Source organism: Methylosinus sporium (assembly GCF_003113265.1).
GTDB lineage: Bacteria > Pseudomonadota > Alphaproteobacteria > Rhizobiales > Beijerinckiaceae > Methylosinus > Methylosinus sporium.
Genome location: NZ_PUIV01000032.1, coordinates 19456 through 45113 on the forward strand (window position 1 = coordinate 19456; position 25658 = coordinate 45113).

A 25658-nucleotide genomic window follows, 5' to 3' on the forward strand; every position below is an offset into this window, starting at 1 on the left:
CCGCCAGTCCCGCTGGCGGCTTTTTTATGCCGCCGGCGTGACGCTCGAAAACAAGGAGCCCGCCGTGCCGACCGAAACCGACGACCTTCGCATCGTCAAAATCACCGAATTGAGCCCGCCCGCCGAGATCATGCGCGAGCTTCCGCGTAGCGAGACGGCGAGCGCCACCGTGCTCGGCGCGCGCGCCGCCCTGCGCGAAATTTTGCGCGGGCGCGACGATCGCCTCGCTGTCGTCATTGGCCCCTGCTCGGTCCATGATCCGGACGCCGCGATGGAATATGCCCGCCTGCTGGCCGAGGCCGAGCGTGAGCTCGGCGACCGGCTCCTGATCATCATGCGCGTCTATTTCGAGAAGCCGCGCACCACTGTGGGCTGGAAAGGCCTCATCAACGACCCGCGCCTCGACGGCAGCTTCGACATAGAGGCGGGGCTGCGACTCGCGCGGCGGCTGCTGCTCGAGGTCAATGAGCTCGGCCTGCCGGCAGGCTGCGAATTCCTCGATATGACGACGCCGCAATATATCGCCGATCTCGTCGGCTGGGGCGCGATCGGCGCGCGCACCACGGAGAGCCAGGTGCATCGCGAGCTCGCCTCCGGCCTCTCCTGCCCGGTCGGCTTCAAGAACGGCACCGACGGCAATGTGCGCATCGCGCTCGACGCCGTGCTGTCCGCCTCGCAGCCGCATCATTTCCTCGCCGTCACCAAGGACGGCCGCTCGGCCATCGCCTCGACCAGCGGCAATGAGGACTGCCACATTATTCTGCGCGGCGGAAAGACGCCCAATTACGACGCCGCCAGCGTCGACGCCGCAGCCAAAGAAGCGGAGAAATCGCGCGTCTCGCCATATCTGATGATCGACGCCTCGCACGCCAACAGCAGCAAGAAGCCCGAGAACCAGCCTCTCGTCGTCGAGGATGTGGCCCGGCGGATCGAGGGCGGCGAGCAGCGCATCATCGGTCTGATGATCGAGAGCAATCTCGTTGCAGGGCGACAGGATATCGTTCCCGGCAAGCGGCTCGTCCATGGCCAGAGCGTCACCGACGGCTGCATCGACTGGGCGACCTCGCTCGCCGCGCTGCGTCGTGTCGCGACCGCTGTCGAGCTGCGGCGATCCACCTCAGGGACGACGCGCATCGCCTCCTGAGCCGATGCGCCGCATCCCGTAGCTTCTGCCGATCAGCTTGAAAGAGCGGGCATATATCGACTTGTCCCCGATCTTTCGAGAGCTTCGGCCGGAACGCGCGGCCTGCAGCTCGGCCGGAAAACGCGACACTGCGCCGCACGGCCGGCGCTCTACGTCATGTGCCACAGATATGTCGCGTGAACGAACGCGGCTGCAACGGCTGCGACGAGGAGCGGATCCTATGGAGATTTCCCTGGAACAGGCCGTCGAGATTCATGCACGCGCGCTGACCCACCGGCTGCTGGGTGAAGCGCCGTCCAATGCGCGGGAAAGGGCCACTGATTTCCAAAAAACGGGCGACAGCGAGGGCTGCGTCGTGTGGCTGCGCGTCGCCGAATGCGCGGAGCGGCTGCTGCGCGAGAAAGCCTCCGCCGCGCCTGCGCTCGATAGGTAGTTCCCCCGATAGCCGCTGTCACAAAACGTCATTTTCGTCGGTTTAGCGCTCTGCGTCAGAAACGAGTCGTGGAGCCGACCGATGATGCAGATCGCCGAAATACTGGCGCCGAGCGGCCTCGATCTCCTGCCGTTCGGAGACGCCGCCCCCTCGAAGGCGCATGAGCGAACGCTCGCCAGCTATCTCCTCAACAGCCACCGCGGCGCCGCCGCCGTGCGCGACATTCTCGTCGCCGATATTCGCGGCTTCGTCGATCTCGGCCAGGCGCGCGCCGCCGCCGATCTCATGGTCGTCTTGCGAATGCTGCTGGCGAGATGGCCGGAGACGCGCCGCCGCGCGCCGCGGCCGCTGGCCTGGGACGCTACAGCCCCTTCGCCCTGCGATGCGTGACGCGCAGACGCTCGCGCCTCAGTGGCGCGGCTCCTCTTCGAGGGCGCGCGCCAATTCGCCGATGACGCGCTCGACAAGCGCATTCTCGGCGTCGAAATAGGCGCGCTCCTCGCGCTCCAGCTCGTCGAATTCGTCCGGCTCACAGAGTTCTTTGCGAATGTCGCACAGCCGCTCGAAGCGACGTCGCAGGCAACCCATGAGCGCTTCCGCATCTCCGCGCGCGAGCGTGAGCGCGATTTTCGGCTCCATCTCCTCCTCCTTGCGTCTTCCTCCCCTTTTTCTTCCTAAATGGCCTTTCCGCTCGCGTGCGCAATAAAAATGACGCGCTGCTAGACCGAGAAAAAAGATTGAATTTTCTGCGGCCTGCGCCATTTGGAGCAAAACTTTCCTCGATCGAGAAAGGAAGGCTCTCCATGGAACGTCGCGAATTCGTCGCCGCCGCCGTCGGCGCGGCCGCCGCCCTCTCCGCCACGCGCGCTCTGGCCGAGGAGCAATTCGCCAATCCGCACTCCGAGCACATGATGCACGGTCCGAAGTTTCAGCCGCTGATGAAGACCAGCGCCGAATGTGTCTCGACCGGCAATGAATGCCTGCGTCACTGCTTCGGAATGCTGTCGATGAACGATACGAGCATGGCCGGCTGCACCAAGGCCGCCTATGATCTCGTCTCCGCCTGCGCCGCGCTCGAATCGCTGGCGGCGGTCAATTCGCCCTTCACGCCGACCCTGGCCAAGGCGGTCGGCGACGTCTGCATGGCGTGCAAGAAAGAATGCGACCGCTTCCCGCAATATTCCGAATGCAAAGCCTGCGCGGACGAATGCCGCAAGGTCTCGGTCTGACGCGGACGCGAGCGATCGAGCCTGCGCGGGCGATCGGCGAATGGCGCAGGCTCGCGCCCGATCATTGCGTGAGATGCGAGGCGGTGGAGACGGCCTTTTGGAACAAGGTCGCCAGAGCGGTGGTGATGTCGCCGCCCGTGTTGACCTCGAAGTAGAGATCCGAGGACGAGGCGCAGCTCTTCAGATTGTCGGAAATCTGCGAAGCGAAAGTCGCGACGGTGGCGTTGTAGAAGCCGTTGCTCGGCACGGGATAATAGGTCGTGTAGAGCACAGCGATGCGAATGCCGCGATTTTTGATCGCCGTGCAATACGAGACATCGACCGGCTGAAGACAGCGATAGAAAGAACCATAGGAATTCGAATAGCTCGAATTGATCGAGGTCGTGCAGCTCGTGCTGGAATAATTGCTCGCGTCGATCACGCCGTCGGTCACCAGCATCAAGACCTCTTGCGGCGTGTCGCCGGCGGCGGTCGTGCCACTACCCGGCGCCGGCATGGTTGCGTTCAGCTTGGTGAACGCCTGATTGAGATCGGTCATCGCATCATTGTTGCGCAGCGCGCCGCCGGTCGTGACCGTATTGTAGGTCGAGACGCCGGTCGGATAGGTGTAGGACGAATTGGACGCGAGATAATTGTTCGAATCCATCAAGGGCGGAGTCATGGTTTCGATATTGGCCTGGATGAGGCTCACATTGGCGCTCGTCGTCGGAACGAGGCTCTGCATCATCGAGACCGCATAATTGAAATTATAGGCCGCCAGACGATAGGTCGCGCCATTGGAGGACATCAGCGATTGCGCCGTCGAGGCGAGGCTCTTGGCGGCCTCGCGCACATTGTCGATGCGCAGCTTTATGCCATTGTTCTTGGCGTAGGCGTAGCTGTCGATGGTTCCCCAGCCCGCATATTTGTTCGTGTATTCGCCGTCGCTGAGGTTTTTCTCGTGACACGCGAAAGCGCATCCGGTCGCGTTCATCGCATCGACGCCCGCTTGCGTCGCCGGCAGCTCCATCGAGGGGGAGTTGTCGAGCAGCAGATAGAAATCGATATTGCGCGCCGTCGTCGCGCTCGCCACGGCGTTCACCATTATGTTCGACGTGCGCAGGCCGTAGAAAGCGCCGAAAGAATTCGGCACCTGCGTCGTATAGGTGACCGACACGCTGCGCGTCATGGAGCCCGGTTCGACTTTGTCGTGGACGTCTATGGCGAGATTGACGGCGTTGTAGGTCTGACGCGTGATCTGCGCCGCCTGCGCGGCGAACATGGTCGTTGCAGCGGCTTTGGCGACGGCCTCCGATTTCAGCATCATCGGCGGAGTCGTCGCGGCGAGCGCTGCGGCGTCGGCGGCCGCGTAGAGCTGCGTCTTGACGCGCCCCGCGCTCGCATAATCGACGGCGCCGCCGGCGGCGATCATCAGAGGGATCGCGGTGAGCGCGAATATGATTGCGACATTGCCCTTGCGATGGGCGAAGAATCTCGCGAGTGCCGGGAAGATCGTCATGCGTCGCGCCGCCTTTTCGTTCAGTTCACCCGCTGCACCGACGAGGTGATGCGTGGATTGATATAGAATGTGTAACGGATCGGCACGGCGGGGATCAGCTTCGCGCCGAAGGGCGGGGTATAGTCATAACGAACTTCGGCATAGATCAGCCAGGTTCCGGCCTGCGCCATGCCGGCCGGCAGCACGAAGGTCGATTTGTTGACGAGACCCGTCGTATTGAAGGGCTCGTTCCATTCGACCGTCGTCGTCTTGCCTTTGTCATCCGTGGACAGCTGGGCGAGAACGATCTTCAGATTGGCGCTCGGGAAGGGCGCGATGATTTGCGTCGAAGCGTTCAAAATAGTGGTGAGATCGGCGGAAGACACGACTGCGCGCCGCGCGACGAGATCGGTCAGCGTGCGTCCCGTGATCGCCACCTTGCGGCTGATGCCGATCGCCTCTCCGAGCGTGAATTCGGCAACGAGGATCAGCACGGCGATCGGAATCAACAATGCGAATTCCACCGCGATCATGCCGCCTTCGTCGCGCCGCAGCGTGCGAGCGCCATCTCGCGCGCGCCGGCCGGCGCGCGAGAAGAAGCGGCTGAGACAATGCATTCGCAAAGGACCTGCTCCGATGCTATTTCAAGAATAAGGCTCGACCTGGAATACGGCGGTCGCCATCAGCAAGCGTCTGCCATTGGCGAGATTGGCCAGATTGAAGCCGAGCGGCCCGCCGACGACGGGAAATTGATAGATCACGCGCAGCACGAGGATGCTGCCGACGCCGCCGGTCTGGAATTTCCAGCTATTGGTGACCTTGCCGCTGGAATCATAGGTGAGGACCGGCGCCGATGTATCGACGGACGAAAAGGCGCTCGCCGTCTGCACATCGACCATCAGCTGCGAGCAGGAAAAGAGCGCGGTGAGGCCGCCGCAGACCTTGGTCGTGAATTGCGACCGGTCGAGACCATTCTTCTGGACCTCGCCGGTCAGCAGAGTGCGCGCCGATTTCTCGACGGCGGATTCGAGCTCCTGCTGCGCGAGAAACACGACGCCGACTTGGCAGATCGCGATCAAAATCGCAAAGAGCGGCGCCGCGACGAAGGCGAATTCGACGATCGCCGCGCCGCGGCGGCACGCCAAAAGCGCCGCGCCCGCGCGAAACGCCCTTACGTCGACATCGGCCTCGCGCGCCGCTCGATCGCCGGCTTTTTCGTCGTCCCTGCGCATATTTTCTCTCCGCCCCCAGCATGAGCGAAGCCGGCAAAAAAACCGTTACCAGAGCCGAGCTATTCGCGGGGCGCGAACAGGATAAAGGCGACGATCGCGGTCCCGCGCGATTTCATCGGCCGACGATCTGCTCTAGTGTCTGGACAGAATGTCGCGGCGGGCCTCCGGGCGCGACTGGTCTCGGACCGATGAAATGACCAATTCTCGATTGACGCAATTTCAGACATTGCAGACCGGGCTTCCGACGCGCCTCCCACCCGATCTGCGAATTTACGCCGTCGGCGACATCCATGGACGCGCCGACCTCCTCGACAAGCTCGCGCGGCGCATCGAGGAGGAGCGCGCATCGGCGCCGTCGGCTATGCTGACGATTTTTCTCGGCGACTACATCGACCGCGGCCTGCAGTCCTCCACCGTCGTCGATTGGCTGAGCCGTGGCGATTTTCCGACGCCCTTTCTCGCGCTCCGCGGCAATCACGAGGAAATATTCATGCGCTTCCTCGAGGACGCGTCCGTCCTCGAGAGCTGGCGCAGGTTCGGCGGCATCGAGACCCTTCATTCCTATGGGGTGGAGGTCTCTTCCATCATGCGCGGCAAGGGCTATGAGGAGGCGCGCCGCGCTTTGTCGGCGCGGCTCCCGGACGCGCACAGGCGATTCATTCAGGAGACGCCGCTGACCGCGAGCTATGGCGATTATTTCTTCTGTCATGCGGGCGCAAAGCCCGGCGTGCCGCTCGACGCTCAGAGAGCCGAGGATCTGTTGTGGATTCGGGAGGAGTTTTTGAGCTTCCGAGGCGCCTGGGAAAAGATGATCGTGCATGGTCACACGCCCGTCTCCGAGCCCGACATCCTGCCCAACCGCATCAATGTCGATACGGGCGCATTCGCGACCTCTATCCTCACCGCTCTCGTTCTCGAGACGGACAGTCGCCGAATGCTGTTCGCGGGCCATGTCTGACAAGCTCGTGAAACCGACGCGCCGCTCTCGCGCCGCCGGCGAAAGCGGCGCGACCGATGCGCGTCACGCCTCGGCGACCGCCTTGCGCGCCGGCGCGCCGCGCTTTTTCGGCGGCGGGACGAGCTTCGCGGCGGGCTTGCGGCCGAGGCCGAGCGATTTCGCCAGCGCCGAGCGCCGGGCGGCGTAATCGGGCGCGACGATCGGATAGTCGCTCTTCAGATCGAAAGCGGCGCGATATTCGTCCGGGGTCAGCTTATGTTCGGCCTGAAGATGACGCTTCAAGGATTTGAACGGCTCTCCGCAGCAAAGACAAGTAATCGCTTCGGGGCTAACCGATTTCTTCACGGGAACGGACGGCCGCCATTGCTTGGCTTCTCCCTCCGCAGCGGCCGCTATCGCCGCATCGCCGTTGCCGAAAGCTTTTTTCACCGCCGCAATGACAGAAGGGAGATCGACAGGAGCAACAGTATTATTCGAAAGATAGGAAGAGAGTATCTGTGCGACGAGCGCTTTGTCTTCGGCTTCGGACATGGTGCTTTCCTCGGCGTTCAAATCTTTTATATTGGAGCCGATATCGCTGTCGATTGCAATCATCGACTTACTCGCAAAGACACGCGCATCGAACAAGAAACTCGCTTTTTTGCAGCGGCTCATCACGCCGAAATATTGCAGAGCGATCGCAACCGTCGCACGGCGCCAAAGCCGCCTCTCGGCAATCGGAGCATCCCCGGCGACCCGAGCGTTTCTTCGGCGGACGCTTTCGCTGCGTGATGGCCATTTGGACGAATCGGACGCACGATAATGCGCGAAGCGAGAGGTCGAAGCCCGCTCGAAGCGACATGAAACTCGATGTGACATAGATGGTGGGCGCGACAGGGATTGAACCTGTGACCCCTACGATGTCAACGTAGTGCTCTCCCGCTGAGCTACGCGCCCCCTGCGCCGACCGGGTTCGTTCGACGCGAGTGACGCCCGTATAGCGGCAGTCGGGCCGAGGCGCAAGCGCCCTGGAACGGTTTCCCCGCGCGCGGCCGAACATCGACCCGACGCCTGAAAACTTTAAGAATTCGTTCCGCGGCCAGGGCTTTTGAACGAAATAATTCGCGCCCCCGCGACGTCGCCGCCCCTTGCGGGCCATATAATTCCTGTCACACTGGCGTCGTCCTTCTGTCATCAACCAAAGGAGGCGCCGTATGTCGCTACAGACCCATCTCGTCGAGCTCGAACGCCGCCATCAGGCGCTCAAGAAAGAGATCGCGCAGGTGCAGCATCATCCCCGATACGACGATTCGAAGCTCCACGAATTGAAGCGAAAAAAGCTTCAGCTCAAGGACGAGATCAACAAGCTGCGGCAAGGCGCCAGCCTCCACTGACAGCCGGAACCCGAGGTCCAGCGTCGAGGCGGAGAGCTTTCTCCGCCTTTTTTTTTTGGCGGTCCTCTCTCGCTCCGCCCGCGCCGCGCGGGCGCCCGGCTTGCTTCGCGGGGCTCAGAGCCGCAGAATCTCCTGCCAAAGCGAGAGCCGAGACCCATGCCCCCTGCCCCGCGCTATCGCGCCGAAACGCTCCACGCCGCGCTCGGCGACGGTTTTTTCGATCCCGTCGACGCCGCCCGCTTCCCGCAGCATATTTTGCGCTATCGCAATCAGCGCTGGGCGGCGCGCGTCGGCCTCGATACGCTGACCGAGGAGGAATGGATCGCCCATCTCGGCCGTTTCGAGCCGCTGCCCGGCGGTTTCCCCAAGCCGCTGGCGCTGCGCTACCACGGCCATCAATTCCGCGCCTACAATCCCGACATCGGCGACGGCCGCGGCTTTTTGTTCGCGCAATTGCGCGACATTGAGGACGGGCGCCTGCTCGATCTCGGCACGAAGGGGTCCGGCCGCACGCCCTGGTCGCGCCAGGGCGACGGCAAGCTCACGCTCAAGGGCGGCGTGCGCGAGATTCTCGCCACGGAAATGCTGGAGGCGCTCGGCGTCGACACCTCCAAGAGCTTCAGCCTGATCGAGACCGGCGAGCCGCTCTATCGCGGCGACGAGCCCTCGCCGACCCGCTCCAGCGTGCTGGTGCGGCTGTCTCATTCCCATATCCGCATCGGCACATTCCAGCGCCTCGCCCATATCGGCGACGAAGAGGCGCTCGGCCGGCTCGTCACGCATTGCGTCGCCCATTATTTCCCCGAGCTCGCGGGCGAGCCGGCGGAAAGCCGCGCCGGCGCCTTTCTGGAGCGCGTGGCGGCGCGCGTGGCGCGGCTCGCCGCCCGCTATATGGCGGCGGGCTTCGTCCATGGCGTGCTCAATTCGGACAATATCAACATAACGGGCGAGAGCTTCGATTATGGACCGTGGCGTTTCGCGCCGCGCTATGATCCGCAATTCACGGCGGCCTATTTCGACGACAGCGGGCTCTATTCTTTCGGCCGCCAGCCCGGCGCCCTCGGCTGGAACCTGACGCGGCTCGCCGAAACCATTCTGCAGCAGGTCGGGCTGCAGCGGACGGAACAGATACTCGGCGGCTATCAGAACCATCTTCAGCGCGAGTTCCGACTCGCCCTGCTCGATCGCTTCGGCCTGCTGCCGGCGCGAGATCCCGAGCAGGACGCCGCCCTCGCGAAAACTCTGCTGGAATTTCTCGGCAAGACGCAGACGTCTTTCGAACAGACCTTCTTCGATTGGCGCGGCGGCATGGCGAGCCGCGAGCGCGCCGCCGCGAGCCCGCAGGCGGCGGCCTATGACGCGCCGGAATTCGCAGGCATGCGCGAGGCGCTCGCCGCGCATGAGACGGCGCCGGGCGCCAATCTCGACCACCCCTATTTCCGTCGCGCCACGCCCTGCACTATGCTGATAGAAGAGGTCGAATCGATTTGGGCGCAGATCGCCGAGCGCGACGATTGGAGCGCGCTCGACGACAAGATCGCCCAGATCGCGTCGATGCGCGAAGCCTATGCGCCGGCGCCCGCCGGGGGATGACGTTCGGAAGATGAACCGCTCGATCTGCATCTGTCTGCTCTGCGCTCTCTCGAGCGCCGCCGCGGCCAAAAATCTGCTGATCGAGAAAATCCCGCCGAGCGGGGCCTGCTTCTTCAACCGCTTCGACGAAGCCTATCTGCGCGCGCATCCCGGCCAGACGGTCGTCTCGGTGCGGCTCTCGCTTCGGCGCGAGTTCCCCGCCGCCGAGAATGAGCGCGAGCTGCGCGTCGAATTCCGTCACAAAGGCCATGGCAAGCCCTTCTATGTCGTCGGTGGCTGCGCCTGGAGCGAGGAGGCCAATCGCGACGTCGGCGGCCCCCGCCTCGCGCGATCGTTCCGCGAGGACGCCGCCGCCCGCTGCATGGCGCGCGACGGCCTCGGCGGCGCGGCTGCGGAAGGCGGCGACTTCCCCATCGATCTCGCGGAGGACGGCGCTTCGCTCACGCTCTATCTGGACGAAAGCGTGAGCGGCTGGCGCGGCCCGGATCAGAACAAGAAAGCGATCCGTCTGGAGCTCACGCGCCACAATCGGGTCTTCGAGCTGGAGCGCGTCGACGCTTCGGCTTGCGTGGAGCTGGACAAAGCGGTCGCGGTCGACTGATCCTTTGGAATTTATGCGGAGCCGCCGCCGTATCGGGACTTGAAGATGAAGGCGATGCGAGGCGATAATCACATGTCACGACTCGCCGCGCCGCTCGGGCAGGCTCTCCTAATGATCGATGAACTCAACGAAACAGAACGCAGCTCGATCCGGGTCGAAGTAGAGCGTTTGAGGCTCGAGCACCGGGATCTCGAGGATGCGATCGACGCCCTTCTCACCGTCGGCGCCGTGGACCAGCTGCAAATTCAGCGGCTGAAAAAGCGAAAATTGCTGCTGCGCGACCGCATCGCTTTTCTGGAAGATCAGCTGACGCCCGACATCATCGCCTGAGACGGGCGAAAGCGACACGCTATTTCCACATTCTGAGGCCGACAGCGACGACGAGGGAAACGACCGCGACGATCGCGATGACCGCCACCAGCCTCACTGTCTCTTTGCTTTCCTGGGCGCTCCCCATACGGTCCTCCGCCGTGCTTTTTTCAATTTTGGCGAGCCTAGGCCTGTTCAAGAGAGATACAATATGCCGAAATGCGACGGAACAGCGCAGTGAGCATCGCCCTTCGGGCGCGCGACATCGCAGCCGGCGCCTCGATCATTCGATATTACACATTTGCGGCCCGCAACCAAAACATCCCGAGGCGCGCGATCGAAATTTGTCGGAATGCGGCGCCACGACCGGCGCGGTCGCGCCGCGAAAACCCGGCGCTTCGGCGCCATTGACACAGGCCGCGGAAGACGCTCCCCTCGCGGCCGCGGAGCGCGGGCGAAGCCGAAACGAAAACTGTCTCGATCCCGCCGCGCCCGCAGTCGAGACGGCGGAGGCGTCTGTCATGAGTCGAACCGGCTCGGGCCGCGAGATTTTTCTGGCGACGCATCGCATCATCGGCCTCTTCGCCGGCGCGATCTTCGTGCTCATCGGGCTCAGCGGCGCGCTGCTCGCCTTTCGCGAGGACATTGACGAGTGGCTGAACGCCCCGCTCATGCGCGTCGAATCGCCGACGCGACCCGCCATGCGTCCGCTCGACGAGATTTTCGCGGCGGCGACCGCCGCCATTCCGGCGGACGGACGGCCTGAACGCATCACGCTCCCGCGTCATTCGCGCGCGGCCGCGATCGTGAGCTACATGGTCGAAAGCGACGATCTCGACAGCTACTTCCACCAGCTGTTCGTCGATCCCTATACGGCCAAAGTCATCGGCAGCCGCTTATATTCGCATGGCGACGATGTGTTCTCGCAGCCTTTCGTCCAGATCGTCATGGCCTTTCACTGGACGCTGCTGCTCGGCGCGAACAACGCCTATCTCGTCGGCGCCGTCGGAATTCTTTTGTTCTTCTCCGTTCTCTTCGGACTTTATCTCTGGCGCCCGCGCAATGGCCGATGGCGGCAGGGCTTGACGATCAAATGGGGCGCGAGCTTCGAGCGGGTCGCCTATGACGCGCACAGATGCGTCGGGGCCTATTTCGCCATTCTTCTGCTCGCGACGCTCGCCACCGGAGTCGCGATGATTTTCAAGCCGGCGACGCATTCGCTGGCGACTCTCATCTCCCCCGTACGCCCCGAACCCGATTTTGGAAAATCGACGCCTATCCCCGGCCGAGCGCCGATCGGCATCGACGCGGCGGTCGCCAGCGCGGAGCAGATTTTTCCGACGGGTCGGCTGCATTGGATTTTGCTGCCGAGCGGCGAAGACGGCGTCTATGTCGTCGGCGAGCAATCGGCGGACGAGCCCAATCGGACCAAGACATTCCGCAATGTCGGCGTCGACCGCTACAGCGGACGCGTGCTGCAGACGCAGGACCGCGGCGAGTTCACCGCCGGCGAGACGCTGCTCGAATGGCTGTTCCCGCTGCATTGCGGCGAGGCCTTCGGCGCGCTCGGCCGCACGATGGTTCTGCTGACGGGGCTCGCGCCCCTGCTCCTCTACGTGACCGGCGTCCTGCGATGGCGCCACAAGCGCCGCGCGCGCCGCCGGACGATATGACGCGAAGACGTCACTGGCCGACCGAAATCGGCATTTCGATCATGTCCTCATCGCTCTTGCCGTCGCCGAAAGCGAGCTTCAGCATATATTTCCCCTTGTGATCGACAGAGGATTCCAAGGTCACGAAACCAGCCGGATGCGTCTTGGAGGGCAAGGCGGTCAAGAGCTCGAGCCCGCCTTTGGCGTCCGTCTTGTAGAAGGACAGCGCGACCGCCTGGCTCCGCACGTCTTTCTCCATCAGAGTGACGGAGAAGATCACCTTTCCGGTCCCCGGCACCCGATCGCAATATTCGTCGTATTTGCTGAGATCGTCGGTCCGCCCGCCGGCGCTCTTGTCCGAGTCGGCGAGGAAATAGGTGGTCAGCCGCGCCGAATAGAAATCACTCACCTTGAGGCAGTTCGCCATGGTCCGGTCGCCGGCCTTGACCGCTGGCCGATAGAGATGCGCGTCGAGAAAATCATTCCAATACAGGCTGAAAGAAGGGCCCCAGAGAGAATAGGAGAAGGCGGCGACATTGCCGGCGGCGATCACCACGACGGCGAGGAACAAAATCAGATTCATCCGGCCGTTCGGGCTCATCGCGACGGCTTCCTTCCCTTTGCGGAGCGGCTTATGGTCGCGCGAAGACGGCCGCTCGCCGCCGGCCTTCGCGCCTTTCAGGGGCGCACCTCGAAATCCCAGGCGCCGCTGACGAGATGGCCGTCGGCGGACAGAGCGCGATAGCGAACCGTATATTTGCCGGGACCGAGCGGATTGACGCTCACCGAGACATGAGCGGGGTCGGCTCGGTCGATCGCAGCATCGCGCTTGTCGACGCGCTCGCCGGAGGCGCTGATCACCGCCAGCGCGGCGAAGGCGTCCCTTATGCCGGCGTCATACCAGACGTCGACTTTGCCGATGCTTCCGGCGGCGACGCCGTCCTGCGCCGGAGAGGTGCGCACGACGATCGCATGGGCGAGCAGAATGGGCCGCTCCGCTTTCTGCGACGGCTCCTGCGCAGGGCCGGGAAGCCTCTCGAAATGCGGCAGGCGGTCGTTGGGGAGCGTCTCTGCGCCGCTCGCGCGCGCCAATGCGCTCGGCGCGACGCCGATCGAAAAACCGATCGCCAGAAGAACGCTGCGGGCCGCCGACCAGGGGCCGGCGCCGGCTCGGCGTCGCTCGCATCGGGGAGCGGCGGCGGGAAGGATCATGGTTTCCGTCTGTCGTACATCCATCGATGCTAAGCCGGTCGTCGAATGCGAGCAAGGCGCACGCTCGACTTGTGATTGTGCGCCGCGGCGCCCGATCGGCTCCTCGACACGAGCCTGGACGCCGGCCCGGACGCCGGCCTTGTCAAGATCGGCGTGATATGCACTATCGATATTTCGTGCATACGCCGCCATGTCGCGAGGCGTCAAGGGAGTCGAAGGAATGGCGCTTTCGCGCATCGCTCTGCTGCTCATCGTCGCCCTGTCGGTCGTCGGCGGCGCGGGAACGGCGAAGGCGCATACGGCCGATATCTCCAGCAGCCGCATCGTTCCCGAGGGAGACGGCCGCTATCGCGTCGATGTCGGCTTTCTCGGCGCCGACATAGAGCGCATGTTCGCCGAGAGCGGGCCGAGCCGGGCCGATGTCGATCTCACCGAGCCGGGCGTCATCGAGGCGATGATCGGCAAATTCATTCAAAGCCGCGTCGCGCTGCAGAACGAGGCCGGCGCCGCCTGCCCGAGCGAGATCGTCTCGGTGGGCGCGGACCCCGCCAATCCGCGCGACTCGAAAGTCGTGCTGCGCATGGATTGCAGCGCGGTTCCGGGCCAAATCCTCTACAACCCCTACAAACTGCTCGAGGCGCAGGGATCGCGCGCGAAACATCTCGTCGGCGTCGGCGAGCGCAACGCCGACGAGCGCCTCACCGAGGCGCAGAGCCTCGGCGCGGAGCCGGCGCCGGGCGAGGTCATGATCTTCCCCGGCGACGCTCTGGTCGATCTCTCCAAGCCGCTGCTGACGCCCTGGGAGCTCGCGCCGAAATTCTTCGCCGCCGGGATCGAGCACATTATGACCGGCTACGATCATTTGTGCTTCCTCATCGCCGTGATGCTGTGGGCGACGCGCGTCTGGCCGGTGGTGAAGCTGGTGACCGCCTTCACCGTCTCGCATTCGATCACGCTGTCGCTGGCGGCGCTCGGCCTCGTCGATCTGCCGAGCCGCTGGGTGGAGATCGCGATCGCGGCGTCGATCGTCTATGTCGCGATCGAGAATTTCTTCACCTGCAAGGTGGAAGGCCGCTGGCGCGACACTTTCGTCTTCGGCCTCATCCACGGCTTCGGTTTTGCGAGCGGGCTCATCGAAATCGGCGTGCCGCAGCGCGCCATCGCGCCGGCGCTGGCGAGCTTCAATCTCGGCGTCGAGGCCGGCCAGATCGGCGTCGTGCTCATCGCGCTGCCCCTGCTCTCGGCCTTCGACAGGCTGTTCACCCATGGAGTGCGCGATCCGCGCCTCGTGCGCCTCGGCTCGGGCGTCATCGCCTGTCTCGGCGCCTATTGGCTGTTCGAGCGAGTTTAGGGCGCTTTTCGGTCGCGCGGACTCGGCTCGCTCGCTTCCAAAGAGAGCATCCGCCACGTCCAGAGCCGCGCGTTTTACAATTCGGTATATTACGTATATTATCCTCGACAATCGATTTTCCGCCGCGACGGGACGTCGCCGAATTGGCGTCGAAATCGCCGCAAATAGTATAAAGCGTCGAGTCGGCCATGCTTGAAGATTTTACACAATTTCACGACGCCGACCATAAGATAAAACTCGTCGACGAGGACGATCGGCGGAGCGAAGGGCGCGCATCCGGCAGGAAGCTCGGCTTCGACTTGCCGCTCGTGAGCATAATCATCACGAACTATAATTATGGACGCTTCTTGATCGAAGCGGTCGATTCGGCGCTCGCTCAGACCTATCCTCGCATCGAATGCATCATCGTCGACGACGCGTCGACCGATGAAAGCGAGGTCATTCTCGCGACGATTCGACGGCGAAATCCGCAAGTCGAGATCATTTCGCATAGAGCCAATCAGGGGCAGACGGCCGCTTTCGGCACCGGCTTCGCCGCCAGCTCCGGCGAATATGTCGTCTTTCTCGACGCCGACGACATCCTCCTCCCGACCTTCGTGGAAACGCATATCTTCGTGCATTTCTCACTACGGACGGCGGTCGGCTTCACCTCTTCCGATATGTTGCAATCCACCAAGGGCGGCGTGGTCAGAACGTCGTGGATCGCCTTTGGCGACTTCATCGCTTCAGGACGCGGCTTGCGAAAGGAGCGGCTGCGCCCCTTCGGCCTATCCTCCGGCCTCTGGCCGTTCGAAGAAGCGCCGCTGAACGATATCGAGTCGCGCATTCACTTCATCGACGCGCATGATTGGGAAAACTGGGTCTCCGCGCCGACCTCGGGCAATTGTTTCCGGCGCGACGCGCTGACATTGTTCCTCGGCGGCCGCACGTCCATGGATATGCGGTTCCACGGCGACACTTATCTGAATAAGGGCGTGAGGCTCGTGAGCGGCGTCGCGCTCATCGACGCCCCCCTCACCATTTATCGAATTCACGGCGGCAATGGATATGCGGGCCATGCCGAGCTTTGCGGCGTCCACAGCGCCGACCCCATGAAGGCGTTCAAGGCCGAATATGCGGCGTGGCGCGCCGTCGTGGATCGGCTGATCGACGAAGGCGACGCGCTGGCCGCGCGCCTCGGCTCGGATCGCTATGTCAGCGCCCTGCTCTGCCTGCAGAAATCCTATGCGGTACACCCCGACTTTCAGCAATATGAGAGCCTCGCGCGCTATATAGAGACGCGATTGGCGGCGCGCGCGGAGGCGATGCGCCTATGTCTCGGCGCGGATGGATTCGAGGAATTGTCGAGACGCATAAGACGCGCCCGCAAAGGCCAGATCGCTTCGAAAAGACGCGCTCCCCGGCCCTGGACGCGCCCTATAGCCGAATTTTGCCTGACTTTCGGACGCCTGCTGAGCCTACCGGAGCTGATAAAGCTCGGCGATCAGCTCTGGCATTTCTAAAAACCGACCCGGCGCAAACCCCGATTTGGGACGCCGGCCGCCACGCCGAGATTCACCTGCCTACTCCGGCCGAGTCGGACGGCAAAATCCGATGGCGGCTGTAATGCTCGATTTTCATTGGCGCGCCGGTCGGGACAGAGATGCGAACGCTTATACGATTGAAATCAAGCTATAAAACTGTAGGCTGAGCTCGCTCGACCCAGGCCCCGAGTATCCGGTGCCTATCGCGCCGCTCCTCCTGGATCGGTCAGTCCAGCCGAACCGTTCGTCTCTCGCCGCCTCCAGATGCGCGGCGGGCTCGTAGAGCTCGGCGCATGGAAGCCGGCGTGCGGCGGAGAGGCGGCCGAGCGCTGCGAGGAAAGCATAGGATGGAACGACGCGAGCGCGTTGCGCGCCGCCGAGCGGTTCAGTCAAATTCCCATGGATGTCTCGCCCCGATCCGCGCCGGAAATCGTCGAAGCCGTATTCAAACGAATCGTACATCGCTCGCGGTCAGCGACGCCTTTGAAAGGCCGCTGAGGATGATGCTGTCGCCGAACACATCTGTGATCACCGCGGAGCCGGCGGCGTTGTCCGCCGTATGCGCCAACAATGCCTGCCAATCGGCGTTTTGATCGGCCGCGGTCAGGCCCGCGCCGAAAGCCGAGGCGTCGAACTGCAAGGTGTCGTGTCCTGTCCCGCCGCCGGCCACAAAGCCGTAGAGAATGTCCTGGCCCGCTCCGGGCGTAAAAATGAATGTCTCGTCGGTCAGACCGAAGGCCGTGATCGATTCGGACCCATGCCCGCCGACTGTAAATGCGTTTCCGGCCGCCGTAGTCACGGTCGATCGTGTCTGAGAAAGCGTTATGGTCAGGTCATCGCCTTGCAGGAACAGGCCGCCGCTCCCGTCCGCATTATCGCGCGCGCCGCCCAATTCCACGCTGGATTGGTAATTGCCGCGCTTGTCGACGTTCCATATCAGGAACTGTTTTTCAGTCGACTGCAGGGCGACTTCATAGCCGTTCGCCGTCGCCTCCGCGCCGACCAGCGACCACCCGGAGAACTGGCCCGGCGTCACGCCCGCGCCCTGATGCCGCAGGACCGGCCCCGTCGTCGGATTCCCGGCGCCGTCCCTGCCGTAGAGCCAGTAATAGCCGCCGACCGTCACGAGGGCGACATTGCCGGCGTTTTCGATCACATCGCTCGGCGAAATCGGCGCGCCGATATTGCCGTCGCCGTCGAGGTCGAAACTGAACTGCGTCTCATACGACCACAGACCTGGGTCGTTCGCCTCGACGCCCACATTGGAAACATAATTGCCGTCGGCGTCGACGCTCCAGATCGAAAACGACGTGAGAGCCGCATTCCGGAACGCCGCCAAATAGCCGCTCGCGGTTTGTTCCGCGGCGACTAGCGACCACCCGGAGAACTGACCCGGCGTCACGCCCGCGCCCTGATATCGCAGGACCGGCCCCGTCGTCGGATTTCCGGCGCCATCCCTGCCGTAGAGCCAGTAATAGCCGCTCACCATTACGAGAGCGACATTGCCGGTGTTTTCGATCACCCCGCTCGGCGAAATCGGCGCGCCGATCTTGCCGTCGCCGTCGAGGTCGAAACTGAGCTGCGTCTCATACGACCACAGGCCGGGGTCGTTCTCCGCGACGCCCACATGGGAAAGATAATTGCCGTCGGCGGCGACGCTCCAGATCGAAAACGACGTGAGATCCGCGCTCCAGAACGCTGTCACATAGCCGCTCGCGGTTTGCTCCGCGGCGACCAGCGACCATCCGGGGAACTGGCCCGGCGTCACGCCGGCGCCCTGATATCGCAGGACCGGCCCTGTCGTCGGATTCCCGGCGCCGTCCCTGCCGTAGAGCCAGTAATAACCGCTCACCGTCACGAGGGCGACATTGCCGGTATTTTCGATCACCCCGCTCGGCGAAATCGGCGCGCCGATCCTGCCGTCGCCGTCGAGGTCGAAATCGAACTGCGTCTCGTACGACCACAGACCCGGGTCGTTATCCTCGACGCCCACATTGGAAATATAATTGCCGTCGGCGTCGACGCTCCAGATCGAAAACGACGTGTGGTCCGCACTTCGGAACGCCGCCACATAACCGCTCGCCGTTTTTTCCGCGGCTGCCGGAGACCACCCGGAGAACTGGCCCGCAGTCACGGCGGCGCCCTGATATCGCAGGAGCGGCCCCCGCGTCGGATTCCCCCCGCCGTCCATGCCGTAGAGCCCGTAATAACCGCCTGCCGCCACGAGAGCGACATTGCCGGCGTTCTCGATCACGCCGCTCGGCGAAAGCGGCGCGCCGATCTTGCCGTCGCCGCCGAGATCGAAATTGAACTGCGTCTCATACGACCACAGACGAGGGTCGTTCTTCTCGATGTCCACACTGGTGACGTAATTGCCGCCGGCGTCGACGCTCCAGATCGAATACGACGCGGCGTCCGCACTCCGGAGCGCCGCCACATAACCGCTCGCCGTTTGCGCCGCGGCTACCGGCGACCACCCCGAGAACTGGCCCGCAGTCACGGCGCCGCCCTGATATCGCAGAAGCGGCCCCGTCGTCGGATTTCCCGAGCCGTCCTTGCCGTAGAGCCCGTAATTATTGCCTGCCGCCACGAGAGCGATGTTGCCGGCGTTCTCGATCACGCCGCTCGGCGCATCGGCGAGCGTGGCGAGGGCGGCGATCGCGGATGCTCCAATTTGCGACCCGTCGGAGAAGGTGAGTTTCGTAAGCTGCGCATATGCACCGGCGAACCAGTCGCGGACAGCGACTCGACTCTCGGCGCCGATCACGGTGATGACGAGATCATTGCCGGACCGCATGAACCGGAGGTCGAATAGAGAAACGCCACCGCCCATAGCGAGCTCGCCGCTCGGCCCGGCATTCGTGGCGACGCCGTTGACGATGACGTCCTGGCCGCCCTTCGCGTCGAATTCATAAGTGTCGTAGCCGCCGCCGCCAGTCAGGATGTCATTGCCTTGGCCGCCGTCCAGTGCGTCATTGCCTGCGCCGCCGAAGAACTGATCGTTCCCCCGGCCTCCATCGAGCTCGTCTCCAAACGCATTGGCGATCAGAACGTCATTGCCGTCGCCGCCAAAGCCCTTGCCGAGGTTTCCGTTTACCGTCACCGTCTTGCCGTCAATCAACGAGTCAGACGTGCCGGCGCGCAGATCGATGACGTTGTCGCCGGTCGCCGCAGCGGCATTGAAGCTGTCTGTGCCGGTCACCGGCGTAATGCTGGCGCCGCCCCCATATTCGTCAGTGAAAATCCACTGCTGTGGATCAGAAGCGCTCGATCCGACGAAGCGGATGCTCCAATTGGCCGCAGGCGCCACCTCCTGACCTGTCGAATTGCGAACGATCCGAAGCACCCAAGGATCGCTGCCCGGGTCCTCGCCGCGATACTTCACCGAGCCGTACACGAACTGGAGATGTCGGTGCCCGTCTGCGCTGGTGACATAGGCCGCATTCGTCGGGACTGATTGCTCGCCGTCCAGCAAGACTGACGCTTGGCTATCGACGTAATTGTAATTGGTGAGGCTGTAGACCGTTCCATACCAGTTCAGCGTCGAAACAGTCGGATGGATGGGTTCGAGGATGACCTTGATATCGTTCAGCGGATAGGCGTCGACGTCAAGATCGACGTAGGCCTCGACATGTTCGACATGCATGCCGGACACTGAGGGAGCGTATGAAATAGGGAAAATATTGGTGTAGGTGAAAGACGCGCCGCTGGAATTAATGACGACATGCGCGCCGTTCCCTACGGTCGCCGTTTGGCTGCCGGCCCAACTAGTCGTCATCAAATTGCTGATGGTCTTCTGGCCCTGCCAGGTCTCGGCCAAGCGCACGGCGGCGCGTGCGTCGACCTCGCCAAATCCGTAGTCGCGGCTGTAGTGGAGCCCGCCGCCGTTCCAGTTCTTGGCGAGATTGGTCTGCCAAGATGTCGTCGGATCATTCACCTTGCGGGCGGAATAGGCGAGGATGTCCTGCACGTCGCGATAGCCGAGGTTTGGATTCGCCTCCAGCATCAGGGCCGCGATACCCGAGACGATCGGCGTCGCGAAGGACGTGCCTTCGGCAGTGGCGTAATCGCTGCCGAACACCGTGCCTGTCGAGCTCGTCACGAGTTCGCCGGTCGAAGTGATGTTCGAGCCTGGCGCCGATACGAGAATTGTCTCTCCTCGCGTGCTGAATGGGTTGGGACCGATCGTCAGAGATGCAAGATCGGTTTTGGCGTTGATCCCGGCGACCGTGATTCCATAAAGCGAATTGGTCTCGTTCAGATCGTTTGTGTTGCGGGTCGTCCGGTCATTGCCGGCGGCGAAGACCAATATCGTCCCCTTGCCGCCGCGTCCCAGGTTGACCGCGTCGAGATAGGCGCCTTCATAATCTGGATATTTGAGGAAGCTGTCCGCGAAGGCGGGAGCGATATTCCAACTGTTATTAACGACATCGTAGTTCTTCCACAGACGCAGATTGTTCAGATTGGCGCTGCTGTCGGTGGGAATGGCGATAGAACTGATGTTCGCATTATAGGCCACGCCCACGACCCCCCTGCCGTCGCGCGCGGCGCCGATGACGCCGGCGACCAGAGTCGCATGGGAGCCATATTTTTCGACGCCAGTATTGCCGTTGACCTTGGTCGAATCCCCGGCGTTGGCGGCAAGGTCTTGATGCGTCAGGTCGGCATTGCCGGATGGATCGAAGACCGCAACGCGGACGCCCGCGCCCGTGTAGTCCTTCCACACAGGCAGGATATTCGTCTCGGGCAAATACCATTGCTGATCGAACAGCTCCTCGGTCGGCTGGTCGGGCGTGTTGAGATAGACCGTGCCGGTCACTTCGGCCGTATTGGTCGTGCCGACCTGCTGCACGAGCGCGCCGGTCTTTCCGGCGCTGTCCGAAATATGATACTTGAATTTCATCACGCCGGTGAAGCCGGCCGTGGGCGTGAAGGTGATCGCGCCGCCGTCGGCGCTGAGCGCCGCCACGCCGCCCACCACAGCGCCGCTCGCGCCCCGCGCGATCGCATTGCCGTTCACATCGAGAAGCTCGCGAATCGACAGCGACAGGCCGGCGTAATTCTTGTCATTGCCGAGAAGGTTCGCGGCGGCGATCACATAAGGGCCGGGGCCGGACACCTCGACCCGATCGTTCACCGGCATGCCATAGCCGTAATTGGGCAGGCTGGCGTTCACCGGAATCTGGCTGATGTCGGCGAATTCGAGCGCCGAAATATCCTTCAGAGTGTCGGTTCCGTCGCGCCCCGCCTGGCTGTCCGCGATGGTGAAGGTCCCGTCGGCGTTGCGCGTGAAGCTGTATTCGGAGAAAGAGCCGCGATAGCGCGCCACCGTATAGCCGCCGGTTCCGATCAAGAGGTCATTGCCCTCGTCGCCCTCGAGCATATTGGCGCCGCTCGTCCCCGAGACGGCGCCGCCGACCAGCGTGTCGTCGCCGCCTTCGCCGAACACGAGATCGTCGCCATCCCCGCCGAAGATCAGATCGCGGCCGTCGCCGCCGCGCAGAATGTCATTGCCGCGTCCGCCGTCGATATAGTCGTCACCAGCCCCGCCGCCGATCGCGTCATTGGCGATCCCGCCGATGAGAATGTCATTTCCTCCGGCGCCGTCGAGAAAGGCGTTGGCGGTCATGCCCGAGGCGTTGAGCACATCGTCGCCGATATCGCCGATCGCCTCCTCCACATGCGCCGCGGCGAGATCGAGCGTCACGCCGCGCGTGTCGTTCACCTTGACGATGTCGAAGCCGCCGCCGCCGTCTATATTGGCCTGCGCCGTGGCGGCGTTGATGATCAGCACGTCATTGCCCGCGCCGCCCCTCAGCGTCAGCGAGCCGCTGCCGCCGCCCAGCCAATAGGAGCGCGTATCCGTCGCGTCGACCAGGAAGCTGTCATTGCCCGTCGTCGAATAAAAGGCGTTGGGATGGGTTCCGTCGGCGAGCGTGAAGCTCGAGGCGTCGAGCGAATGGCCGGCGCCGTCCGTCACCACATAGGAGGTGACGCTCGCCGAGCCTTCGGATTTGATCACAGTCGCGCCGCCGAGATTGCTGGTGGTGATCGCCGCGCCTTCGACCTGAAAATCGACGCTCGCCACCTGTCCGGTCGTCCCGTCGGTCTTGGCGAATGTGGTGCGGTTCAATATGTCGTTGCCGGCGATGTTCTCGCCCTTGTTTCCGGCCCCGGCGAGGCTGATCGAGGCGACGCCGAGCTCGCCGAGCGTCTTCAACTCGCCGGCGTCGGTTTTAGCGTCGTGATTCGCGTCGACCCACACGCGCAGATCGTCGAAATAGAGACGGCCGGTCGCCGCATTGGTGAGCGACGTCGCGCGTGAGAAGCTGGTCGCGCCCGGCTGCGCGAGGCTGGCGAGGGCGGCTATGCCATCGGCGAAACTTCCGCCGTTGTAATGGACGGAGATGGTTTCCTTGATGCTGTCGATCTTGCCGTTGCCGTCGAGATCGAGCGCGAGAATTCCGTCGTGATCGGCGACCCATCCGGTCTGATGCAGCTTGCCGTCGCCGAGCGTGTCGAAGAAGATGTTGGTCTCGATCCAGCTGGTCAGCTCGATTCCGTCGCCGTCGAGATCGAGCACGAGAGGATCGATGTTTTGCAGCGTTGTGGCTTGCGCCTCGAGCGCGCTGTAGCGGAATGCTGTGAGATAGTAATTCGGCGTGCCGACGATTTCCGGCGTGCTGACATAGGCGTCGCCGTTGTTGTCGATTCGCTGCGCGAAATCATCGAAAGCCGCTTGCACGGTCTGGCGGGCCCAATTGACATTGCCGGTCACGAGATAGTTCTGCGCGACGGGAAGATAGCCATTGGCGTTGATATTGGGCGTCGCCGCATGGAAGGCGCCGGAGGCGAAGCCGAGCCCGCCGGGCGCATCGGGCCGCGGTTCGACGACCGCCGGGTTCTGCTGCGCCGGCGCGCCGGTGGACCAATTGCCGCCGCCGACGTCGAGATGGGAGTTGTCGGCCGCGCCGGAAGGGATGGAAACGCCCACTTGTGTGTTGACGGAGGTTTGTAGAGCCGTCGCTGCCGCTGCCACATCGGCTGGCGTTGCCGTCGTCCCATGCGAGGCTATTGGCGATGGGACAAAAGTGCTCCGTCCGAGCGAAGTTAGCGCGCCAGTCATCGGATCGAGAACATATTGCGCGAGCACACTGCCAGCGCTCGTTGCTGTCACGACCTCACCGATGATTATTGATCCGGTCGGCGCTTGCCGCACCGAGCCGAGCACGCCAGCGCTCCATGTCCGTAGCACCTGATTCGACGCATTCGTCAGCGTGGCTGAGCTGTCGGGGTTGATTCGCAACACATCACTCGTTCCGACAGCAAAACTGTAGCTGCCGCCTGCGTTGAGACGCAATGCGCCTTGACCGAGCCCGGAAAGTGAGCCGAGCGACAATGTATTCGGCTTGGTGACGATTGTACCGTCGCCCGAGCGCTGCTCGAAGATGAGCGACAGGGCCTCATCCGTTGTGAACTCCGCCAGAGCCCTCGAATTCTGGAGCCACGAACCGCTGATATTGAGTCCAGATGAATCCAGTTCCGCGCTGCTGCCCGCTGCGGCACTGAACACCGATGTCCCGCCAACATTCAAATCGTATTCACCGGCCGGGTTCAGACCTAAAATGCTGCGACCACTAAGGATAACAGCCAGCCTTCCCGCTGCGGCTGTACTGATTCCAAATTCGGCTTCAGCGCTAATCGTTCCCAGCACGCCAAATGCGCTAGTTCCCACAGTGGTGATGTCGGACACGACATCGAAATGCACGAACCAATTATTCCCCGACGCATCCGAAGCGCCGGCCAGAGTGAGGCCCGTGCCATCGGTCGAGCCATATTGAACGCCGTCCAAAGGATTGGATGGGAGAGGACCGATCGTCGGGTTGTTTATGACGTCCTGCAATATTTGAAAATTGGATGGATCGAGCACGAAAGGACCACCGTCCCCTCCGCTGGGATTGGGCAAAGGCTGCTGTCCGGCGGAAGACTCCGGATGCTTCTTGGCGAATTCCCCGGCGCCTTGTTTGAAATAGGTCGTCAGCAACGCCGATCGAACGTCGAGGGGGGCAGCTGTAAACTCAGAGCCGAAGATTCGGGTGTAATCGGCGACGCCGTCCTTCAGGACCAAGACTGCGAACGCGAACGTCGCGTTGCTGGAGAGGCTGGTGAGATCCCTGGCCAACAGTTGGTAGTCATTCTCATATTGTCTCAGGTTGAGAGGGTCGTTGGCATAGGTCGGGTCAGCCAAATAGCGCTGTAGTTGGAGAATGGCCTGCCCGAGGTTGATGTTTCCCGGGCCAAGATCGTTAGCAGTAGGGCTTATTATCTTTTGAGGATTGCTGGGCTTTACACCCGAAACAATGTCTGGCCGGCGCGCAGAAAAGTCGTTCAAAATCTGAAGATGGCTGAAAGTTGATGCGTTCCAATCCAAAAGCGTTTGGGCCGCGGCCCCGATATCGAGGCCTTCAACATATACGTTCCGCATTTCTTCGCTGACTGCGCCCGCAAGAGCAGTCGACGGAACGCCGAGCAATTGGGCGTACGACTTTATGGCGGCCCCGTGTTTGGCGAGGTAATCGCGGATGAACGGCGTAATGGGAGTAACTCTCAGAGTAGATGCCATAACGGCTCCCCTTCAGGCTTGTTTAGGCTAATGACTCAATACGTATGAGAGCCATAAATATTCGGCAACAATACAGAACACACCAAAGGTGTAGAGCGTCCCATCGCTCGGCGCCCACCGACCACGAGCAGCTCTCCAGCGCAACAGCCAAAATGCCGGGCCAAGAAGACATAGAAGCGGCGCCGAAAGAAACAGCGCCATCACAACACCTGCCACAATATGCTCTATGCTGAAGTCACCAGAATAGAAAGATTGAAACCTCATAACGAGGAGTAGATACACGGGGGTTGCCAGCATGGCGAGCAACAATGCCAATGGTCCAGGCGAAATCCACGGCCTCCAGTCCTTTGTCTTTTGAGCCCAATGTAAGAACGCCCTGATAGCGATCGATAGGATGGCGAGTGGCAACAGGATGTGCCGTAAAACGCCCTCCAGCTCCCCTGCAACGTCATGAGCGAACAAAATGAAATGACCCTCCCTCAGATGAGCGCGTTCGAATCTTGATCCACGTTGAGCCAGCGCCGATCGCTCCTTATATTTATAAGGACGATCGAGAACGGCATAACCCGCAAAAGATTCCAAAAAAAAATTCCGCCTGACGGGCCCCGAGACGCAATTCCATTCAATAGCTCATCCGCACACGGACTGCCAATCCACTCGCATCCGCGTTACGCCGCGGCGTCTCGCGCCCGCCGCGATCCCGCCGATCAAAGTGTCGTTGCCGCCGGCGCCGTCGAGGAAAGCGTTCATCGTCATGCCCGCGGCGTTGAACACATCGTCGCCGATGCCCGCGCCGCCCCGCAGCGTCAGCGAGCCGCTGCCGCCGCCGAGCCAATAGGAGCGCGTATCGTAAGCGCACACCCGGCGCCGTTCACTCGGTGGGCTTGAAATTCCAGGGCATGAGCGCCTCGATGTTCTTGTTGGGCCATCGGTTGGCGATTCGTTCGA

21 protein-coding genes, 1 tRNA gene and 1 pseudogene are annotated in these 25658 nt (G+C 62.7%); 12 read left to right on the top strand and 11 right to left on the bottom strand.

The genetic code is table 11. The features are described from left to right. The first annotated feature begins 64 nt into the window (after positions 1–64). From C5689_RS15625 to C5689_RS15635, 3 genes are all read left to right on the top strand, one after another. Positions 65–1144 carry a 3-deoxy-7-phosphoheptulonate synthase gene (locus tag C5689_RS15625; protein WP_108918203.1) on the top strand — a complete coding sequence of 360 codons (1080 nt, stop codon included), beginning with the start codon at positions 65–67 and terminating at the stop codon, positions 1142–1144. Positions 1145–1364: 220 nt separating this feature from the next. After that, the gene (locus C5689_RS15630; RefSeq protein WP_108918185.1) at positions 1365–1577 is read left to right on the top strand and encodes a hypothetical protein; all 213 of its coding nucleotides are present in this window, start codon (positions 1365–1367) and stop codon (positions 1575–1577) included. An 81-nt stretch (positions 1578–1658) separates the two neighbouring features. Next, a complete protein-coding gene (locus C5689_RS15635; RefSeq protein WP_174800280.1) occupies positions 1659–1967 on the top strand; it encodes a hypothetical protein in 309 nt (102 codons plus the stop codon). 18 nt (positions 1968–1985) lie between these two features. Here C5689_RS15635 and C5689_RS15640 read toward each other — a convergent pair whose 3' ends face one another. Beyond that, complete coding sequence (locus tag C5689_RS15640) at positions 1986–2216, bottom strand: hypothetical protein (RefSeq protein ID WP_108918204.1); 231 nt, start codon at positions 2214–2216, stop codon at positions 1986–1988. A 164-nt stretch (positions 2217–2380) separates the two neighbouring features. On the opposite strand from C5689_RS15640, the gene C5689_RS15645 reads away from it, so the two are divergent. Then, complete coding sequence (locus C5689_RS15645) at positions 2381–2806, top strand: four-helix bundle copper-binding protein (RefSeq protein WP_108918186.1); 426 nt, start codon at positions 2381–2383, stop codon at positions 2804–2806. Between the two features lie 61 nt (positions 2807–2867). Here the strand turns inward: C5689_RS15645 and C5689_RS15650 are convergent, their stop codons facing one another. The 3 genes from C5689_RS15650 to C5689_RS15660 are packed head-to-tail and all read right to left on the bottom strand — an operon-like array spanning position 2868 to position 5515. Further along, positions 2868–4304, bottom strand: a complete 1437-nt coding sequence (locus tag C5689_RS15650; RefSeq protein WP_108918187.1) for a TadE/TadG family type IV pilus assembly protein — start codon at positions 4302–4304, stop codon at positions 2868–2870. Between the two features lie 20 nt (positions 4305–4324). Then, positions 4325–4900 (bottom strand): TadE/TadG family type IV pilus assembly protein, encoded by a 576-nt coding sequence (locus C5689_RS15655; RefSeq protein WP_108918188.1) that lies wholly within the window; start codon positions 4898–4900, stop codon positions 4325–4327. A 27-nt stretch (positions 4901–4927) separates the two neighbouring features. Next, positions 4928–5515 carry a TadE/TadG family type IV pilus assembly protein gene (locus C5689_RS15660; protein WP_108918189.1) on the bottom strand — a complete coding sequence of 196 codons (588 nt, stop codon included), beginning with the start codon at positions 5513–5515 and terminating at the stop codon, positions 4928–4930. A gap of 193 nt (positions 5516–5708) precedes the next feature. Between C5689_RS15660 and C5689_RS15665 the strand changes: the two genes are divergently transcribed. Continuing rightward, positions 5709–6473, top strand: a complete 765-nt coding sequence (locus C5689_RS15665) for a metallophosphoesterase family protein (RefSeq protein ID WP_108918190.1) — start codon at positions 5709–5711, stop codon at positions 6471–6473. 63 nt (positions 6474–6536) lie between these two features. Here the strand turns inward: C5689_RS15665 and C5689_RS19015 are convergent, their stop codons facing one another. Together C5689_RS19015 and C5689_RS15675 are read right to left on the bottom strand one after the other, a co-directional pair. After that, positions 6537–7331 carry a Ros/MucR family transcriptional regulator gene (locus C5689_RS19015; protein WP_306432201.1) on the bottom strand — a complete coding sequence of 265 codons (795 nt, stop codon included), beginning with the start codon at positions 7329–7331 and terminating at the stop codon, positions 6537–6539. Positions 7332–7334: 3 nt separating this feature from the next. Continuing rightward, positions 7335–7409 (bottom strand) — tRNA-Val (locus C5689_RS15675). A 257-nt stretch (positions 7410–7666) separates the two neighbouring features. Here C5689_RS15675 and C5689_RS15680 point away from each other — a divergent pair. The 5 genes from C5689_RS15680 to C5689_RS15700 all read left to right on the top strand — a co-directional run bounded on the left by C5689_RS15680 (position 7667) and on the right by C5689_RS15700 (position 12022). Then, complete coding sequence (locus C5689_RS15680; RefSeq protein WP_108918191.1) at positions 7667–7846, top strand: YdcH family protein; 180 nt, start codon at positions 7667–7669, stop codon at positions 7844–7846. A 156-nt stretch (positions 7847–8002) separates the two neighbouring features. Next, positions 8003–9439 carry a protein adenylyltransferase SelO family protein gene (locus C5689_RS15685; RefSeq protein ID WP_108918192.1) on the top strand — a complete coding sequence of 479 codons (1437 nt, stop codon included), beginning with the start codon at positions 8003–8005 and terminating at the stop codon, positions 9437–9439. Between the two features lie 10 nt (positions 9440–9449). Continuing rightward, complete coding sequence (locus tag C5689_RS15690) at positions 9450–10040, top strand: hypothetical protein (RefSeq protein ID WP_146188400.1); 591 nt, start codon at positions 9450–9452, stop codon at positions 10038–10040. A gap of 111 nt (positions 10041–10151) precedes the next feature. Continuing rightward, on the top strand, positions 10152–10370 hold the full coding sequence (locus tag C5689_RS15695; RefSeq protein ID WP_108918206.1) for a YdcH family protein: 219 nt from the start codon (positions 10152–10154) through the stop codon (positions 10368–10370). 500 nt (positions 10371–10870) lie between these two features. Then, positions 10871–12022, top strand: a complete 1152-nt coding sequence (locus C5689_RS15700) for a PepSY-associated TM helix domain-containing protein (protein WP_108918207.1) — start codon at positions 10871–10873, stop codon at positions 12020–12022. Between the two features lie 10 nt (positions 12023–12032). Here C5689_RS15700 and C5689_RS15705 read toward each other — a convergent pair whose 3' ends face one another. Then, on the bottom strand, positions 12033–12602 hold the full coding sequence (locus tag C5689_RS15705) for a hypothetical protein (RefSeq protein ID WP_166141610.1): 570 nt from the start codon (positions 12600–12602) through the stop codon (positions 12033–12035). A gap of 77 nt (positions 12603–12679) precedes the next feature. Beyond that, complete coding sequence (locus tag C5689_RS15710) at positions 12680–13213, bottom strand: copper resistance CopC family protein (RefSeq protein WP_244594744.1); 534 nt, start codon at positions 13211–13213, stop codon at positions 12680–12682. Between the two features lie 220 nt (positions 13214–13433). Here C5689_RS15710 and C5689_RS15715 point away from each other — a divergent pair, with 220 nt between their 5' ends. Both C5689_RS15715 and C5689_RS19135 read left to right on the top strand, forming a co-directional pair. Beyond that, positions 13434–14564 carry a HupE/UreJ family protein gene (locus C5689_RS15715; protein ID WP_108918209.1) on the top strand — a complete coding sequence of 377 codons (1131 nt, stop codon included), beginning with the start codon at positions 13434–13436 and terminating at the stop codon, positions 14562–14564. A gap of 188 nt (positions 14565–14752) precedes the next feature. Beyond that, positions 14753–15172 (top strand): annotated as a pseudogene (locus C5689_RS19135) (glycosyltransferase family 2 protein); the annotation flags it as partial. A gap of 1360 nt (positions 15173–16532) precedes the next feature. Here the strand turns inward: C5689_RS19135 and C5689_RS18980 are convergent. The 3 genes from C5689_RS18980 to C5689_RS15745 all read right to left on the bottom strand — a co-directional run bounded on the left by C5689_RS18980 (position 16533) and on the right by C5689_RS15745 (position 25571). After that, positions 16533–23126: a S8 family serine peptidase gene (locus tag C5689_RS18980; protein WP_158271819.1), complete on the bottom strand. Its 6594-nt coding sequence runs from the start codon at positions 23124–23126 to the stop codon at positions 16533–16535. A gap of 1611 nt (positions 23127–24737) precedes the next feature. Next, positions 24738–25292 carry a hypothetical protein gene (locus C5689_RS15740; protein ID WP_146188402.1) on the bottom strand — a complete coding sequence of 185 codons (555 nt, stop codon included), beginning with the start codon at positions 25290–25292 and terminating at the stop codon, positions 24738–24740. 48 nt (positions 25293–25340) lie between these two features. Next, positions 25341–25571, bottom strand: coding sequence for a hypothetical protein (locus C5689_RS15745; RefSeq protein WP_108918200.1), 231 nt, complete (start codon positions 25569–25571; stop codon positions 25341–25343). Positions 25572–25658: the final 87 nt, after the last annotated feature.